This window comes from Rhizobium sp. N621, from assembly GCF_001664325.1.
Classification (GTDB): domain Bacteria; phylum Pseudomonadota; class Alphaproteobacteria; order Rhizobiales; family Rhizobiaceae; genus Rhizobium; species Rhizobium esperanzae.
The window spans coordinates 1,644,797-1,660,654 of record NZ_CP013495.1; the positions used below are offsets into that span (position 1 = coordinate 1,644,797).

Genomic DNA, 15,858 nt, shown 5'->3' on the forward strand with positions numbered 1-15,858 from the left:
GCGACACATGTCGCCGTAGCTCAGAGCGCTCGGACATGAGGTCCTTGAGCCCTTTCTTTAGTTTCTGCTACTTCGCGTTGGAGCGGTTTTATCGCTCAGTTTTCAATTCCAAATTTCAGGAAACAAGCGTATGTTGCGCGGTTAGGATTGCAGTAATCATGCCTTGAGGGTTCGGGGACAATGTGCTGGAATACATCATCGGCATTCACGCCGGTCGCGCTTGCTTTGCGCGGTCCGGCAACGCGCAAGATCGTCCGGACGCTCGGCGATGCGGCGCATCTCCTGATTAACGACTGGCCTTCCGACGACGGCGAGGAATATGTCTCGGCCGTAAAGGCCTGCGTCGATGCACTTAGCGGGAAAATTGACCCGGAACGATTCCGCGAGGCGCTTTTGCGTGCTGCCGACGAAGCGGGTATCGCTGCTCTAACGGTCGTTCAGCAGCGCGTGGTAGAGCGGCGACCGGACCTGCGCTCAGGCGCGCAGGCATAGCCCCTATTTCAGCCGGCTACTCGTCAACACGGCGTTGCGCCGGACGCGGTGGCAAGGTGGGAGACGGGGCTCCTGAAGTTTTCAAGCGCGGTTAATGTCCGACGAGAGATAAATTGAAAAGATTTCAATCAATCGCGCGCAGAACTTCGCCGTGAAGGACATTGATGTCGAAGAGTTCCGTGATGAATTTAATCACCTTCAACCTCGATGGGGTCGAACCCGAGTTCAGCGCCCCCGAGCCCGCTCGGATTATCTCCGGCGATCCGCATTTTCGCACCTGGAATCTGGAGGAAGCCGAAGGCGGCCTCTATTCCGGCATCTGGGAGGCGACACCCGGCAAGTGGCGGATCGTTTATGAGGAGTGGGAATATTTCAGCCTGCTATCAGGCCATTCGATCATCACGGAGGACGGTGGTGAGCCGGTTCATCTCAAGGCCGGCGACCGGATGATCTTGAGGCCTGGCTTCAAGGGAACCTGGGAAGTCGTTGAAACGACTCGCAAGGACTATGTGATCAGGGTCTGAACAGCGGCTGCGAGAAGGCGGTCTGTCCCGGTTTGCGGCGATTATGATCCGTTTCCCCCAAAATAACCGCTTCTCTTTCGCGGGTAGAAGGCATTTGATCTTTCCCATTAATGGGACCTACATCGTCAAATGCTAGACCTTATCTGCAGCGCATTGCGGACATGATGTCTCCTGCCGTCACCATAGACATGGCCTCACAGTTCATCTTTTCGGGATTGGCATGTCGTCGAATTTTGCGGGTAGGCACGTTCGAACCCAAACGTCTTCCATCATTGCAACAACCGTTTTCTTCCTCGTCGTCGCGCTCGTCTTGACCGGCCTCATGGCGCATGTCGTCGCCACGATGACGCGGTCGGCGAACGAAATCGACGATGCCAGGGCCATTCGCGCCTCCCGCGCGGCGATCGCAGCCTTTGTCAGCCGCCTGAGCGCAACGACGACTGATAACGCCGTATGGGATGATGCCTATAAGGCGATCGCATCTCCCGCCGCCGCGGATTGGGCTTATGAGAACTGGGGAAAAACCAGCGAGGATTATCCGCTCTACGACGGCGCCATCGTGACCGGTCCCGACCGCTCGTCGATCGTCTCCGCCTATGCCAAAGGCAAGCCCTTCCAGCCGAGTGCCTTTTTCGGCGAAGCTTTCTACCGGCAGATCAATACGGCCACCGATTTCGGACAGGCGCCGGTGGTCAATTTCATCAAGACGGAAACGGGCATCGCGCTCATCGCGTCACAGCCGATCCAGCCTTATCAAGCGGAAGGCGAGCTTCCGACGAAGCTCAGCGTGCTAAGCTTCTATAAGGAGTTCAACTCGGACGTTCTCAGCACGCTTTCGAACGAACACGAACTCGAGGGCTTGCGCCTTGCCGCCGCGCCCGAACCGGGCCTGCTGAACACACCGATCACGGATATGAAGGGTGGCGTCATCGGCCAGCTCGTCTGGCCGAGCAAAGCGCCAGGCAGCGCCGTGTTCCGACAGGTCTATCCTTTCGTTGCAGCCGCCATCATCATCCTCGTCCTGTTCCTGGCCGGCGTTCTGCTGGTGGGCGCAGCCGAAGCGCGGCGTCTTCGTCAACTGGCGCAAGCAGCGATTTTCGAAGCGAACCACGATAGCCTGAGCGGTCTCCTGAACAGGCATGGGCTTCTCGCCCTGCTGGAAGACTTGGAAGGCTCGGAGCTTTCGCCGCCTCGGCTTTACCTGGTCGATCTCGATGGTTTCAAGGCGGTCAATGACGCCTGGGGGCACGCGGTCGGGGATGAACTTATCCGGATCGTCTCGAACGCGCTGATCGCCTGCCATCCCGAAGTCGTTGCCGTGGCCCGGTTGGGGGGCGACGAGTTCGCTCTGGTCCAGGTCGGAACCGCCGAGCGACAGGAGATAGAGGATACGATTCTGGCGCTGTTTGCCGAACCTTTCAAAATCGACGGACGAACGATCGAGGTCGGTGCGAGCATCGGCGCTGCTGCACGTGACGCAGACATCGAGCCTCTGGAGCTTTTGCGCAGGGCTGATATGGCGCTCTATCGCGCCAAGGAAAATGGCAGAGGCCGGGCAATCGAATACGACCCCGAGCTGGATCGGGAGCGCCAAAGGGTCGCCGAACTGGAAACTCTGTTGAAAAACGCCATCGGCAATGGTGCGATCGAAGCTGTTTTCCAACCTCTCGTTTCTGCGACGACGGGCGTGGTGACCGGTCTTGAAGCGCTGGCCCGCTGGCGGACCGCGACAGGAAATATCAGTCCGGAGATTTTCATTCCGCTTGCCGAAAGATGCGGCCTCATCGATGCGCTCGGCGGTCACATGTTGAAAACATCGATCGAGCACGCCAAGAACTGGCCCGGTCTGGCGTTGTCCGTCAACGTTTCGCCGGTCCAGCTCTGCAATCCGGAATTCGCCGCCGAAGTGATCTCCCTCCTGCAGGACCTCGATTTCGATCCGAGGCGCTTGACATTGGAAATCACCGAAGGCGTCCTCATGACCAATCCGGATCAGGCGCGTCGATCGATAGATCACCTCAAGCAGGTCGGTATCAAATTCGCGCTCGACGACTTCGGCTGCGGCTATGCAAGCATTGGCGCATTGCGGCAGTTCGGCTTTGATCGGATGAAAATCGACCGCTCGCTGGTGTCTGCTCTCGACCAAGCCTCGAATGGTGCCGATGTTCTAAAGGCGACCATCTCCTTGGCGACCGCGCTGCAGATTCCCGTCACCGCGGAAGGCATCGAGAATATCCGCCAGGCAACGATCTTGCGGGAGGCCGGCTGCGACCAGCTGCAAGGCTATTTGCTCGGAAAACCCATGTCGGCGCTCGACATATCGAGCAAGCTTCAACAACAGGCAGCGTAATGCCGCGAGATCGCGCCAGCACGCTGCGCAGAGCTTCCGCGGATCTGCCGTCCTGAGCGGCTCACCACCGGAGATCCAGCCGGTCGAGCCCGTGGAAATGATAGACGTCCTTGACGACGGGCGTCTTCGCCAGCCTGAGGCCGGCAAGCCGTTCGAATAGGATCGGCAGCACGACGTTGAGCTCCAGCCGCGCCAGCGGTGCGCCGATGCAGAAATGGATGCCGGCGCCGAAGGAGAGGTTTGGCGCCTCGTTGCGGTCGGGCCGGAAGGCAAGGGGATCGGTGAATTTCGCCGGGTCGAGATTAGCGGCGGCGAGAATGAGGCTTACCTTGTCGCCGCGCTTGAAGGAGACGCCGTCGATCTCTGCGGGCTCGAGCGCCCAGCGCTGGAAGATGTGGACGGGCGCGCAGATGCGCAGGGTTTCCTCGACGGTGCGCTCCGTCGCCGCTTCGTCCCGGAAGAGTTCTGCCGGATCGCAGCCGCTGTCGAGGATGGTGCGCACGGAGTTGCCGATCTGGTGCACGGTTGCCTCGTGTCCGGCATTGAGCAGCACGATCGTGGTTGAGATGAGCTCTTCTTCTGTGAGGTATTGGCCCTTGTGCTCGGTGTGGATCATATGGGTCAACAGGTCATCGCGCGGCTCGGCCCGGCGTTCTGCGATCACTGTTCTCACATAGTCGGAAAATTCTCTGGCCGCCCGTTCGGCCTCCTCTTCTTGCCGGCGAGTGCGGCCGAACATGTACATGCGGACATAGGCATGCGACCAGGCGAGCAGCTGCGGCCCCATCTCTTCCGGGATGCCGATCATCCGGGCGATCATCGTCACCGGGATGATGTCGGCAAAGGCCGAGAGCAGCTCGACCTCGCCCTTGTCCGCGAAGCCGTCGATCAGCCGGTTGGCAAGCTCGGTAAGCTCCGGCTTCATCTTCTCGACATGGCGGGAGACGAAGGCGCGGTTGACGAGCGTGCGCAGCCGCGTGTGCTCCGGCGGTTCGAGCTCGAGCAGGGAATAACGTTCCGAGAGATCGAAGCTTTCAAGATGCGCCATCGGCTCCGCTAGGCCGAGCTCCTCGCGGCTGGCGATATGCAGGATCTGTCGGCCGAAGCGGCGGTCGCGCAGCAACCCGTTCACATGGTCGTAACCGGTGAAGAACCACTGTTTCTGCTCGGTCCAGTAGAAGGTCGGACAATGAGCGTGAAGCGCGGCGTAAACGGCATTCGGGTTGCCGTAGAAGGCCGGATTGCGGGCGTCCAGCGAGACGTGGCGGAGGGCGGGGTCGATCGAGAAAAAGGGCGGTATCGTCATGAACCGAAGGCTTAGCGGATTTGCCGGCCCTCGAAAAGATGTGGGTGAGGAGTGTTCGGCACGGAACGAGGCGCGCTCGATCGGAGGCGCCCACGGCTTTAAGATCCATGTCTAAACCCGGTGATTGATTCTGCTTTTTGACTTGCGGCTAGCCGGCCCGTGACAGCGCGCCCATCCGCCGCAGCGCCTCCACCTGGTCGTCGACCGTCGGCACGAGCTCGCCGGCGGTGGTGCTCGGCGTGGCCGGCGCCGGGGCCGCCGCTTCCTCTTCGCCGAAGGTGACCGTGCAATTGCGGCCGGCGGCCTTGGCCGCATAGAGTGCCCGGTCGGCGGCCGAGATCAGCTTGTCGATATTGGCTTCGATCGAGGAGGCGAGTGCAATGCCGATGCTGACCGTGACCGGAACGATCGCTTCGCCGGTGCTGACAGGAAGGCGGCAGAATTCGGTGCGGATCGCTTCGGCGATCGCCTCGGCTTCCGTCTGGTCGGCAACGGCCGCGAAGGCGGCGAATTCTTCGCCGCCCATGCGGCCGAAGATGTTGTTTGGAACATATTGCCGGGCCATGCGCGCGAAAGCGGTTAGCACGGCGTCACCGGACTGATGGCCGAAGCGATCGTTGACGCGTTTGAAATGGTCGAGGTCGAAAAGGATCACCGCGACCTGCCGCTGCTCGCCATGGGCTCTCTCCTGGATCGACTCGAAATAGCCGAGCAGACCACGGCGGTTGAGCACGCCGGTCAGGGAATCGGTCAGCGTCATTGCGCGCAGATGCCGTTCGGAGCGCTCCATCACCAGTCGGCAGGTGAGCGCGAAGGCGATGGTGAGCAGGAAGGCGCTTGCCATTGCCGAGACGCCGCCGAGATTGGTTGCCTCGATATCGCTTGGCAGCGTCACCGCCATCGTCAGCGCCGAGGCGAAACACAGGCCGCCCTGGATGACGAACACGCCCATCAGCTTGATGCGGGTGCGCTCGCGGCGCATGTCGCCGGCGGCGACCGCCATGGCCAATGCCGTGGCACCCGTCGCCGAAGCGAGATTATAGAGCACGACGCGGTTGGAATAATCGGTGTTGACCCAGGGCAGAAAGATCCCGGCCAGCCAGATTGCCGGCGGCAGCAGAGCCCACCATTCGATCTTCTTGCGGTCGAGTGCGAGAAAACCCGCTACCCAGGCGCTCTGGCCGAGCAGCGCGATGGCATTGCCCACCTCGATCGAGAGCAGGCTGGGAATTTCGCTGCGCAGCGAGATCATCGCAAAGCCGATGGCGGTCAGAAAGAAGCCGAGGCCCCAATAGAGATAGGCTTCATTCCTGACATTGTGGCGCCAGGCGACGAAAAGCACCAAAGCGAGCGTCATGGCCTCCGAACACCAGATGGCGAGACCTGTAGCGATATTGAACACGGCAGCAACCCCTTGCCCGTCGACCTTGTCTGTTGGCCCGCATCCTTGCGGAGGAAGTTCGCCAGTTCCTTAATGTCGTTGCACTGCGGCATGATTTTCGGCCGGTATCTGGCGATAGGCTTTCCGTCGGGTAAACGTGCGTGAGCGCTGCCGAATGGAGTAACCTTTCCTTCATCCTGTCATGGAGAAAAGCGGGGGCAGACGCCATCGAAGGCTCGCGCCCATCAGGCGTTTGCGAGATAGAGGCTGCCGGCTTCGAAACCTCGCCGTCTTGCCCCGCCTTCTTAACGTTATCCCAAGGCGTGTCTTGAAGAGGAGGGCAGGGACACTCTATGTAGGGATAAGACATTTTCTTTGATTCCCGGTCTGCCGGCATGACGTTGACAAAGGACGCACATGAGAAACCCAGTTGATACCGCAATGGCCCTCGTGCCGATGGTCGTGGAACAGACCAACCGCGGTGAACGCTCCTACGACATCTATTCCCGTCTGTTGAAGGAACGCATCATCTTCCTGACCGGCGCCGTCGAAGATCATATGGCGACGCTCGTCTGCGCCCAGCTTCTCTTCCTCGAGGCAGAAAACCCGAAAAAGGAAATCGCTCTCTACATCAATTCGCCAGGTGGCGTCGTCACTGCCGGCATGGCGATCTACGACACGATGCAGTTCATCAAGCCGGCTGTTTCGACGCTCTGCATCGGCCAGGCCGCGTCCATGGGCTCGCTGCTGCTGGCGGCCGGCCATAAGGACATGCGCTTCGCCACGCCGAATTCCCGCATCATGGTGCACCAGCCCTCGGGCGGCTTCCAGGGCCAGGCCTCGGACATCGAGCGCCACGCTCGCGACATCCTCAAGATGAAGCGCCGGCTGAACGAGGTCTACGTCAAGCACACCGGCCGCAGCTACGAGGAAGTTGAAAAGACGCTCGATCGTGACCATTTCATGGATGCGGACGAGGCCCAGGATTGGGGTGTGATCGACAAGGTTCTGACGTCACGCCTCGAGATGGAAGGCGAGCAGGCCTAGTAATTAATTGGGATGGTGTTTTCCTCGCCACAGTTCTATCTCATTTGTGATCGAACAAGGCTTTCAACTGGCGACGAAGACGCTAATAGTAACTATTAATGCTATGTTGAATTTTTATGACATAGCATTCGGCATTCGAAGGGGAATTCGTTGCCGCCGGAACCTGGACATGGTTGATTGGGACCGGTTCGTAGCCCCTGAAGCCCTTCTCGGCAAAGGCTCCGGAAACGGAGTGCCGCCAGGAGCTGATAGAGTGGACCGCGATTTCGCCTTGAAATGCGGCGTGCTGGAAGGAAAATGATATGAGCAAGGTCAGCGGCAGCAACGGCGGCGACTCCAAGAACACCCTCTATTGTTCGTTCTGCGGAAAGAGCCAGCACGAAGTCCGGAAACTGATTGCCGGACCGACCGTCTTCATCTGCGATGAATGCGTCGAATTGTGCATGGACATCATCCGCGAGGAAAACAAGTCCTCGATGGTCAAGTCCCGCGACGGCGTTCCGACGCCCCAGGACATCATCAAGGTCCTCGACGAATATGTCATCGGTCAGCGCCAGGCGAAGAAGATCCTGTCGGTCGCCGTTCACAACCATTACAAGCGCCTGGCGCACGCCTCCAAGAACGGCGAAGTCGAGTTGGCGAAGTCGAACATCATGCTCGTCGGCCCCACAGGCTGCGGCAAGACCTATCTTGCTCAGACGCTCGCCCGCATCATCGACGTTCCCTTCACCATGGCCGATGCGACGACGCTGACGGAAGCCGGTTATGTCGGTGAGGACGTCGAAAACATCATCCTCAAGCTCTTGCAGGCCGCTGACTACAATGTCGAGCGCGCCCAGCGCGGCATCGTCTACATCGACGAAGTCGACAAGATTTCGCGCAAGTCCGACAATCCGTCGATCACCCGCGACGTCTCGGGCGAGGGCGTGCAGCAGGCGCTTCTGAAGATCATGGAAGGTACGGTCGCTTCCGTCCCGCCGCAGGGCGGCCGCAAGCACCCGCAGCAGGAATTCCTGCAGGTCGACACGACGAACATCCTGTTCATCTGCGGTGGCGCCTTCGCCGGCCTCGACAAGATCATCTCCGCCCGCGGCGAGAAGACCTCGATCGGTTTCGGCGCCACCGTCAAGGCCCAGGACGACCGCCGCGTCGGCGAAGTCCTGCGCGAACTCGAACCGGAAGATCTGGTCAAGTTCGGCCTCATTCCCGAGTTCATCGGCCGTCTGCCGGTTCTGGCGACACTCGAGGATCTCGACGAGGACGCGCTGATCCAGATCCTGTCCGAGCCGAAGAACGCGCTGATCAAGCAGTATCAGCGCCTGTTCGAGATGGAAGATGTGGAACTGACCTTCCACGAGGATGCGTTGCGCGAAATCGCCCGCAAGGCGATCGTGCGCAAGACCGGCGCCCGCGGCCTTCGTTCGATCATGGAAAAGATCCTGCTCGACACGATGTTCGAGCTGCCGACGCTGGAAGGCGTGCGCGAGGTCGTCATCTCGGAGGAAGTGGTGCGCGGCTCGGCGCGTCCGCTCTACATCTATGCCGATCGTCAGGAAGAAAAAGCCAACGCTTCCGCGTAATCTTATGGTTTTCACACCATTATTTTAAGGGGCTTGCCATGGGCGAGCCCCTTTCTATTTGAAAAACCATGCGAGGCGCTGTTAGTATTTTGGCGGTGGGAACTGGAGCTTGCCCTTGCCGATGTTGCGCAGGGGGCGGTGCTTGGCAATGATGCAGTGATTCCGTGAGTGTATTGCTGGCGTTGTATTTAGCCGGGTCGGAAGTGGTAAGCGCCGGTCCAGCCACGCGTTTCATAGTGCTGGTGTTCCGTTGTAACAAAGCTGTCATATCCGGGGAACGCGGGCGTTAGCGTGGCTTGAAAAGCGTAGTCAGAACCTCCACTTGTAGGCCAAGTGAGAGTGCCGGCCGATCCCAAGCGGTCGTGCAGAGAGCCCGGTAACGGGACGATGGAAAGGACAAAAAATGACGAAGAAAACGTCTGTAGCGAGCAGCACTGCCTACCCCGTTCTGCCTTTGCGTGACATCGTGGTTTTCCCGCATATGATCGTGCCGCTGTTTGTCGGACGGGAAAAGTCGATCCGTGCGCTCGAAGAGGTCATGGGCTCGGACAAGCAGATCATGCTGGTGACGCAGATCAACGCCAGTGACGATGATCCGGACCCTTCGGCGATCCACAATGTCGGCACCGTGGCAAACGTGCTGCAGCTCTTGAAGCTTCCTGATGGCACCGTCAAGGTTCTGGTCGAAGGCCGCGCCCGCGCCGAGATCGACACCTATACGAGCCGTGAGGATTTCTATGAGGCGCTCGGCCATGTGCTCGAGGAGCCCCATGACGATCCGGTCGAGCTGGAAGCCTTGTCGCGCTCGGTCGTTTCCGAATTCGAGAGCTATGTGAAGCTCAACAAGAAGATTTCCCCTGAAGTGGTCGGCGCCGCCAGCCAGATCGACGACTATTCCAAGCTCGCCGATACGGTCGCCTCGCACCTGTCGATCAAGATCACCGAGAAGCAGGAGATGCTGGAAACCACCAGCGTCAAGCAGCGCCTCGAAAAGGCTCTCGGCTTCATGGAAGGCGAGATTTCGGTCCTTCAGGTCGAAAAGCGCATCCGCTCGCGCGTCAAGCGCCAGATGGAGAAGACCCAGCGTGAGTACTACCTCAATGAGCAGATGAAGGCGATCCAGAAGGAGCTCGGCGACGGCGAGGAAGGCCGCGACGAGATGAGCGAACTGGAAGAGCGCATCGCCAAGACCAAGCTGTCCAAGGAGGCCCGTGAAAAGGCCGATGCGGAGCTGAAGAAGCTGCGTCAGATGAGCCCGATGTCGGCCGAAGCCACCGTCGTGCGCAACTATCTGGACTGGCTGCTCGGCATTCCCTGGGGCAAGAAGTCGAAGATCAAGGCCGATCTCAACAACGCCGAAAAGATCCTCGAAGCTGATCACTTCGGTCTCGACAAGGTCAAGGAGCGCATCGTCGAATATCTGGCCGTGCAGGCCCGCGCCACCAAGATCAAGGGCCCGATCCTCTGCCTCGTCGGCCCTCCTGGTGTCGGCAAGACCTCGCTCGCCCAGTCGATCGCCAAGGCGACCGGCCGTGAGTATGTCCGCATGGCGCTCGGCGGCGTTCGCGACGAAGCCGAAATCCGCGGTCACCGCCGCACCTATATCGGCTCGATGCCCGGCAAGGTCATCCAGTCGATGAAGAAGGCAAAGAAGTCCAATCCGCTCTTCCTGCTCGACGAAATCGACAAGATGGGCATGGATTTCCGCGGCGACCCGTCCTCCGCCCTGCTCGAAGTGCTCGACCCGGCGCAGAACTCGACCTTCATGGACCACTATCTGGAAGTCGAATACGACCTGTCGGACGTGATGTTCATCACGACGGCGAATACGCTGAACATCCCTGCACCGCTGATGGACCGCATGGAAATCATCCGTATCGCCGGTTACACCGAGGACGAGAAGCGCGAGATCGCCAAGCGGCACCTGCTGCCGAAGGCTATCAAGGAACATGCGTTGCAGCCGGAAGAATTCTCGGTCAGCGACGACGCCCTGATGGCGATCAGCCAGCAGTATACCCGCGAAGCCGGTGTCCGCAGCTTTGAACGCGAATTGATGAAGCTCGCCCGCAAGGCGGTCACCGAGATCATCAAGGGCAAGACGAAGTCCGTTCACGTGACGGCCGCCAACATCGCCGACTATCTCGGCGTGCCGCGCTTCCGCCATGGCGAAGCCGAGGGCGAGGATCAGGTCGGCGTCGTGACCGGTCTTGCGTGGACGGAAGTCGGCGGCGAACTGCTGACCATCGAAGGTGTGATGATGCCGGGCAAGGGCCGCATGACGGTTACCGGCAATCTGAAGGACGTCATGAAGGAATCGATCTCGGCGGCGGCCTCTTATGTCCGCTCGCGCGCCGTCGATTTCGGCATCGAACCGCCGATGTTCGAAAAGAACGACATCCACGTGCACGTGCCGGAAGGTGCGACGCCGAAGGATGGTCCGTCGGCCGGTGTCGCCATGGCAACCGCCATCGTCTCGATCATGACCGGCATCCCGGTCAACAAGCATGTGGCCATGACCGGTGAAATCACCCTTCGCGGCCGTGTGCTGCCGATTGGCGGTCTCAAGGAAAAGCTGCTCGCAGCGCTTCGCGGTGGCATCAAGAAGGTGCTGATTCCGGAGGAGAACGCCAAGGATCTGGCGGAGATTCCGGACAATGTGAAGAACAGCATGGAGATCATCCCGGTCTCCCGGATGGGCGAGGTGATCAAGCACGCGCTGATCCGGCGGCCGGAGCCGATCGAGTGGGATGGCACGGTGGAAACGCCTGTCATCACGTCGGTCGAAGGCCTTGATGATACGGGCGCAACCATAGCGCATTGAGTGGCGTTTGCCACATTTGTGCCCTATTAGCGCAAAAGACGCGAAAAGGCTGGCGGAAACGCCAGCCTTTTTTGTGAAAACGTCATGGAGACGCTTGCTTTTCCTTGATTTGCAGGGCTTTTGGGTTCCCGGCGGGCCTGATGAAACCTAATCTGCGCCTAGCTTAGATTTGAGTCGTTTCATACCATTTAGAAAGGGGTGGAAACATGAACAAGAATGAACTCGTGTCCGCAGTCGCCGAAAAGGCAGGACTGACGAAGTCTGACGCGGCTTCCGCTGTTGACGCGGTTTTCGACGTTGTCCAGGCCGAACTCAAGAACAAGGGCGACATCCGCCTCGCTGGTTTCGGCAGCTTCACCGTTTCTCATCGCGCTGCAACGAAGGGCCGTAACCCGTCGACCGGCGCTGAAGTCGATATCCCGGCTCGCAACGTGCCGAAGTTCACGCCCGGCAAGGGCTTGAAGGACGCCGTCAACGGCTGATTTGATCGTCCGCCGGCCGTAAACGAGAATGGCTGAGCAGGATTTCGAGGGGTTCGGCACTGCCGGACCCCTTTTGTTTTGCGCTTGCCGCAAGAAGTGCTTTGTTTTACGAACGTGCTGTTCTCAGGGCGGGGTGAAAGTCCCCACCGGCGGTAAGGGCTGCGGCCCGAGCCCGCGAGCGCCTTCCGAAGCTTTGGCCGGGGAAGGGTCAGCAGATCCGGTGCGATTCCGGAGCCGACGGTATAGTCCGGATGAAAGAGAATGAGCATGGCCGCGAGCGAGCAGAGGACTGCCGGCGTCTGCGCGCCGTTGACTCATGCGTCCTGATTTATGTTGGTCGCCTGCATAACTCCTCAAATCGGAATCGATTTAAGGATGAAATTATGCAGCAATTAAAAGCGCTACAGCGTCCTTTGCGCGTCTGGAAAGACGCGCGGCGCTGTAGTTCTGGATGGAAGACATGAATCAGAATTCCCTTACAATGCCGCGTTCCCGCGCCATTGCCGGCGCCGTTTTCATGGTGCTTGGAGGCGTCGCCTTCTCGCTGCTCAACGTCGTCACCCAATGGCTGACCATGAAGCTTGCCTTTCCTCCAGCCTCCGCAGCCTTCTGGCAATATGCCTTCGCCTTCCTCTTCTCCTTGCCCTTCCTGCGCAAATCCGGCCTTGCTGCTATGCGGACGGACTATCCCTGGCGCCACGTCGTGCGCGTCGTCTTTGCCGCGCTTGGTGTCGAGGCCTGGGTTTCCGGTCTTGCCTCGGTGCCGATCTGGCAGGCGATCGCGCTGGTCATGACCTCACCCTTCTTCATCATTCTCGGTGCCCGCCTGTTCCTCGGTGAGCGCGTCGGCCCGGCCCGCTGGGCAGCGACCGGTGTCGGCTTTGCCGGCGCGATGATCATCCTCCAGCCATGGTCGGACAGCTTCACCTGGGCAGCGCTCCTGCCGGTGCTCTCGGCACTGCTCTGGGGTGCCTCATCGCTCATCACCAAGAGCCTGACGGGTATCGAGAGGCCGGAGACCATCACTGTCTGGCTGTTGGTGCTGCTGACGCCGATCAACGGCGGTCTGGCGCTTGCCGCGGGTTTCGCAGTGCCGACAGGCACGACACTCGCGCTCTTCCTTCTGGCTGGCCTCCTGACGGTCGTGGCGCAATATCTGCTGACCCTAGCCTATGCCAGCGCCGACGCCGCCTATGTCCAGCCCTTCGATGACCTGAAGCTGCCGCTGAACGTTCTCGCCGGCTGGCTGTTCTTCGGCTATGCGCCCGCCGGCTATCTGTGGTTGGGCGCTGCACTCATTCTTTCCGCGTCGCTCTTCATCATGAGAAATGAGATGCGTCGGGAAAAACAGGCAGCCTGACGCCGACTCTCTGAAATCCTGCCGGTCGTCATGTCTCCGTCATGCGTAAAAACGGGGAGAGGGGACGCGCCCTGCGAGAGGCGAGCGGGGGACGGGGAGGTTGCGGCTTGGTCCCTTCGCCCCGCGAGCGGGGGTCCGAAGGACGGGTCGAGACGAGTGGCTCGACCCCGGTCGGTGGGGGTAGCCGGATGAGAGGCTGTTCTCGTCTCGCCGTAGTCCTTACGAAGAACCTCCAGCGCTACCAGCGCTGATGCACATGCGGCGCGATCAGCCGCTCGTAGATCTCGCGCGTTGCCGCCATGACATCCGCTGAAAGCGGCGCAAGGTCGGCGGCAGCCGCGTTGGCTCGCGCCTGTTCGGCATTGCGGGCGCCGGGGATGACGACGGTGACCGCATCGCTCATCAGGATCCAGCGCAGCGCAAAGGCGGCCATGGTGGCGCCGGCCGGCACTAGCTTGCGCACTTCCTCGACCGCCTGCAGCCCGACCTCGAAGGGTACGCCCGCAAAGGTCTCGCCGACATCGAAAGCTTCGCCGTGGCGGTTGAAATTGCGGTGGTCGTCGCTGGCAAACTGCGTCTCGCGGCTGATCTTGCCTGAGAGAAGGCCGCTTGCGAGCGGCACGCGGGCGATGATCGCCACGTTCCTGCGGCGCGCCTCTTGGAAGAACAGGTGGTCGGGGCGCTGGCGAAAGATGTTGTAGATGATCTGGATGCTGACGACGCCGGGATATTCGATCGCCTTCAGCCCGTCCTCGACCTTTTCGACGCTGACGCCATAGCCCTTGATCTTGCCGGCTTGCTGCAGCGTATCCAGGCTCTCGAAGATCTCAGGCTGGTAAAGCACCTCGCGCGGCGGGCAGTGCAGCTGCACGAGGTCGAGACTGTCGACCGCAAGATTCTCCAGGCTGCGGTCGATGAAGCCTTCGAGATTGGCCTTGCTATAACCTTCCGCGACATGCGGGTTGAGGCGGCGGCCGGCCTTGGTCGCGACCATCGGGCGCTCGCCGCCGCGCGTCTTCAAGACATCGGCAATGATCTTTTCCGAGCGTCCGTCGCCGTAGACATCCGCCGTGTCGATGAACGTCATACCGGCATCGAGCGCGGCATTCAGCGCCACGCGCCCATCCGCCTCGCTGATGTCGCCCCAGGAGCCGCCGATCTGCCAGGCGCCGAAGCCGACATTGGTGACGGTGAAGGGCATGCGGCCAAAAGCATGGTGTTTCATGAACATCTCCCCGGTTATGAAAGACACTGGCCTATCAGGCGGGCAACTGTGCGGCAATTGCCGATCCGGTCTTGATCGGTCGCCTCGATCAAATATCGTCCGCAGATAAGGCTTCAACCGCAATGGATGGAAAGGAACGATTATGGAGATCAAACCCGCCGGCTCTCGCCCTTCGACGAAACCGCCGGCCGACTACTTTACCGGCGCCGTTCGCCAGGATCCGCTGATCGAGCCGCCGGCGCCGGCCCGGGTGAGGGCAACCTCCGTCACCTTCGAACCGGGCGCCCGCACGGCCTGGCACACGCATCCGCTCGGCCAGACGCTGATCGTCACCTCAGGCAAGGGCCTCGCCCAGAGCTGGGGCGGGGATATCCGCGAGATCCGCGCCGGCGACACTGTCTGGTTTGCGCCGGGCGAAAAACACTGGCACGGCGCCGGCCCGGACACGGCGATGACGCATATTGCCATTCACGAGGCATTGGACGGCAGCCATGTCGACTGGATGGAAAAGGTCAGCGACGATCAATATTCCGGCAAGGCGTGAGCTGATCAAAGCCGCTTCAGGCAATAGGAAAAATGCGCATGTGATTCGACCGTCAGGAATTCGAATTGCCAGCCATAATCCTTGCAGAATTTGGTAACCGCCTCGACGACACCGTAGACGATCGGTTTGACCGTGTTGCCGGTGCAGAAATCGTGGCCGGCAATGCGTCCTGTCCGCTTCACCTTCTTCTCGCAGAGCAGGAGCTCCTGCCAGGTGAGCTCGAAGGAATGGTCGGTGTCGATATAGGCCCAGTCGAGGAAGTCGTCCTCGAATTCGGCGAGCTTGTCGAGCGATGTGCCTTGCATCAGGTGCAGCCGGCCGGCCTTGATCTCGGCCGCGAAATTCGTGTGAATCGCGTCGAGCCCGGAGCTGTAGCGATCCATCGACCAGGGATCGATGAGATAAAGCTGCGCCGGGCGATTCTTTTCCAGGATCTCCGCCGTATATTCGCCGAAGGCTGCGCCCACTTCGACGCCGATGCCGCCATTCGGGATCCGGTAGAGCAGTTCGCCGCGATCCGGCAGCAGGCGGGCGTTTTCCATATGATGGGCGCTGAGCGGGGTGCGCGGCATGCTCGCCCGCAGCGCCTGCCTTTCTTCACGTGTCTTCATCTCTGATCTCGGGATTGGGGCGGCTGACGGCCCTGATGCGGTATGACGGGAACGTAGGAGCAGCCGACGCGGATGACAACGGCATGACAAGAATTTGCTTCTTCCGGACAAAAGGTTAAGTTTCGCCTGTAAATG

General features: G+C 60.3%; 13 protein-coding genes and 1 riboswitch. Of the genes, 9 read left to right on the top strand and 4 right to left on the bottom strand.

Features of this window, described 5'->3' with window-relative positions:
* The first annotated feature begins 180 nt into the window (after positions 1 to 180).
* The 3 genes from AMK00_RS08000 to AMK00_RS08010 all read left to right on the top strand — a co-directional run bounded on the left by AMK00_RS08000 (position 181) and on the right by AMK00_RS08010 (position 3,366).
* Entirely contained in the window at positions 181 to 492 is a 312-nt protein-coding gene (locus AMK00_RS08000; RefSeq protein ID WP_064801791.1) for a DUF982 domain-containing protein, read from the top strand.
* 164 nt (positions 493 to 656) lie between these two features.
* The gene (locus AMK00_RS08005) at positions 657 to 1,016 is read left to right on the top strand and encodes a cupin domain-containing protein (protein ID WP_189637630.1); all 360 of its coding nucleotides are present in this window, start codon (positions 657 to 659) and stop codon (positions 1,014 to 1,016) included.
* Between the two features lie 220 nt (positions 1,017 to 1,236).
* A complete protein-coding gene (locus AMK00_RS08010; protein WP_064810106.1) occupies positions 1,237 to 3,366 on the top strand; it encodes a bifunctional diguanylate cyclase/phosphodiesterase in 2,130 nt (709 codons plus the stop codon).
* A 61-nt stretch (positions 3,367 to 3,427) separates the two neighbouring features.
* Here the strand turns inward: AMK00_RS08010 and AMK00_RS08015 are convergent, their stop codons facing one another.
* Together AMK00_RS08015 and AMK00_RS08020 are read right to left on the bottom strand one after the other, a co-directional pair.
* Positions 3,428 to 4,672, bottom strand: coding sequence for a cytochrome P450 (locus AMK00_RS08015; protein WP_064810107.1), 1,245 nt, complete (start codon positions 4,670 to 4,672; stop codon positions 3,428 to 3,430).
* A gap of 148 nt (positions 4,673 to 4,820) precedes the next feature.
* Positions 4,821 to 6,074 carry a GGDEF domain-containing protein gene (locus AMK00_RS08020; RefSeq protein WP_064801797.1) on the bottom strand — a complete coding sequence of 418 codons (1,254 nt, stop codon included), beginning with the start codon at positions 6,072 to 6,074 and terminating at the stop codon, positions 4,821 to 4,823.
* 396 nt (positions 6,075 to 6,470) lie between these two features.
* Between AMK00_RS08020 and clpP the strand changes: the two genes are divergently transcribed.
* The 5 genes from clpP (at position 6,471) to AMK00_RS08045 (ending at position 13,343) form a co-directional block, all read left to right on the top strand.
* The gene (gene clpP, locus AMK00_RS08025; RefSeq protein ID WP_064801799.1) at positions 6,471 to 7,100 is read left to right on the top strand and encodes an ATP-dependent Clp endopeptidase proteolytic subunit ClpP; all 630 of its coding nucleotides are present in this window, start codon (positions 6,471 to 6,473) and stop codon (positions 7,098 to 7,100) included.
* A 302-nt stretch (positions 7,101 to 7,402) separates the two neighbouring features.
* Positions 7,403 to 8,680 carry an ATP-dependent Clp protease ATP-binding subunit ClpX gene (clpX, locus tag AMK00_RS08030; protein WP_004680013.1) on the top strand — a complete coding sequence of 426 codons (1,278 nt, stop codon included), beginning with the start codon at positions 7,403 to 7,405 and terminating at the stop codon, positions 8,678 to 8,680.
* 403 nt (positions 8,681 to 9,083) lie between these two features.
* Positions 9,084 to 11,501 carry an endopeptidase La gene (lon, locus tag AMK00_RS08035; protein WP_064801801.1) on the top strand — a complete coding sequence of 806 codons (2,418 nt, stop codon included), beginning with the start codon at positions 9,084 to 9,086 and terminating at the stop codon, positions 11,499 to 11,501.
* Between the two features lie 206 nt (positions 11,502 to 11,707).
* Entirely contained in the window at positions 11,708 to 11,983 is a 276-nt protein-coding gene (gene hupB / locus AMK00_RS08040; protein ID WP_003558438.1) for a DNA-binding protein HupB, read from the top strand.
* Positions 11,984 to 12,098: 115 nt separating this feature from the next.
* A riboswitch (FMN riboswitch) is annotated at positions 12,099 to 12,250 on the top strand.
* 184 nt (positions 12,251 to 12,434) lie between these two features.
* The gene (locus tag AMK00_RS08045) at positions 12,435 to 13,343 is read left to right on the top strand and encodes a DMT family transporter (protein WP_442966183.1); all 909 of its coding nucleotides are present in this window, start codon (positions 12,435 to 12,437) and stop codon (positions 13,341 to 13,343) included.
* Positions 13,344 to 13,581: 238 nt separating this feature from the next.
* Here AMK00_RS08045 and AMK00_RS08050 read toward each other — a convergent pair whose 3' ends face one another.
* Positions 13,582 to 14,568, bottom strand: coding sequence for an aldo/keto reductase (locus AMK00_RS08050; RefSeq protein WP_064810108.1), 987 nt, complete (start codon positions 14,566 to 14,568; stop codon positions 13,582 to 13,584).
* A 142-nt stretch (positions 14,569 to 14,710) separates the two neighbouring features.
* Here AMK00_RS08050 and AMK00_RS08055 point away from each other — a divergent pair, with 142 nt between their 5' ends.
* Complete coding sequence (locus AMK00_RS08055) at positions 14,711 to 15,112, top strand: (R)-mandelonitrile lyase (RefSeq protein ID WP_064810109.1); 402 nt, start codon at positions 14,711 to 14,713, stop codon at positions 15,110 to 15,112.
* 5 nt (positions 15,113 to 15,117) lie between these two features.
* Here AMK00_RS08055 and AMK00_RS08060 read toward each other — a convergent pair whose 3' ends face one another.
* On the bottom strand, positions 15,118 to 15,723 hold the full coding sequence (locus AMK00_RS08060) for a class I SAM-dependent methyltransferase (RefSeq protein ID WP_064810110.1): 606 nt from the start codon (positions 15,721 to 15,723) through the stop codon (positions 15,118 to 15,120).
* Positions 15,724 to 15,858 lie beyond the last annotated feature (135 nt).

Bases quoted from the DNA above. Each gene is read 5' to 3' on its own strand.
- AMK00_RS08000 (WP_064801791.1), top strand. From the start codon at position 181: ATGTGCTGGAATACATCATCGGCATTCACGCCGGTCGCGCTTGCTTTG.
- AMK00_RS08005 (WP_189637630.1), top strand. From the start codon at position 657: ATGTCGAAGAGTTCCGTGATGAATTTAATCACCTTCAACCTCGATGGG.
- AMK00_RS08010 (WP_064810106.1), top strand. From the start codon at position 1,237: ATGTCGTCGAATTTTGCGGGTAGGCACGTTCGAACCCAAACGTCTTCC.
- AMK00_RS08015 (WP_064810107.1), bottom strand. From the start codon at position 4,672: ATGACGATACCGCCCTTTTTCTCGATCGACCCCGCCCTCCGCCACGTC.
- clpP (WP_064801799.1), top strand. From the start codon at position 6,471: ATGAGAAACCCAGTTGATACCGCAATGGCCCTCGTGCCGATGGTCGTG.
- clpX (WP_004680013.1), top strand. From the start codon at position 7,403: ATGAGCAAGGTCAGCGGCAGCAACGGCGGCGACTCCAAGAACACCCTC.
- lon (WP_064801801.1), top strand. From the start codon at position 9,084: ATGACGAAGAAAACGTCTGTAGCGAGCAGCACTGCCTACCCCGTTCTG.
- hupB (WP_003558438.1), top strand. From the start codon at position 11,708: ATGAACAAGAATGAACTCGTGTCCGCAGTCGCCGAAAAGGCAGGACTG.
- AMK00_RS08045 (WP_442966183.1), top strand. From the start codon at position 12,435: ATGGAAGACATGAATCAGAATTCCCTTACAATGCCGCGTTCCCGCGCC.
- AMK00_RS08050 (WP_064810108.1), bottom strand. From the start codon at position 14,568: ATGAAACACCATGCTTTTGGCCGCATGCCCTTCACCGTCACCAATGTC.
- AMK00_RS08055 (WP_064810109.1), top strand. From the start codon at position 14,711: ATGGAGATCAAACCCGCCGGCTCTCGCCCTTCGACGAAACCGCCGGCC.
- AMK00_RS08060 (WP_064810110.1), bottom strand. From the start codon at position 15,723: ATGAAGACACGTGAAGAAAGGCAGGCGCTGCGGGCGAGCATGCCGCGC.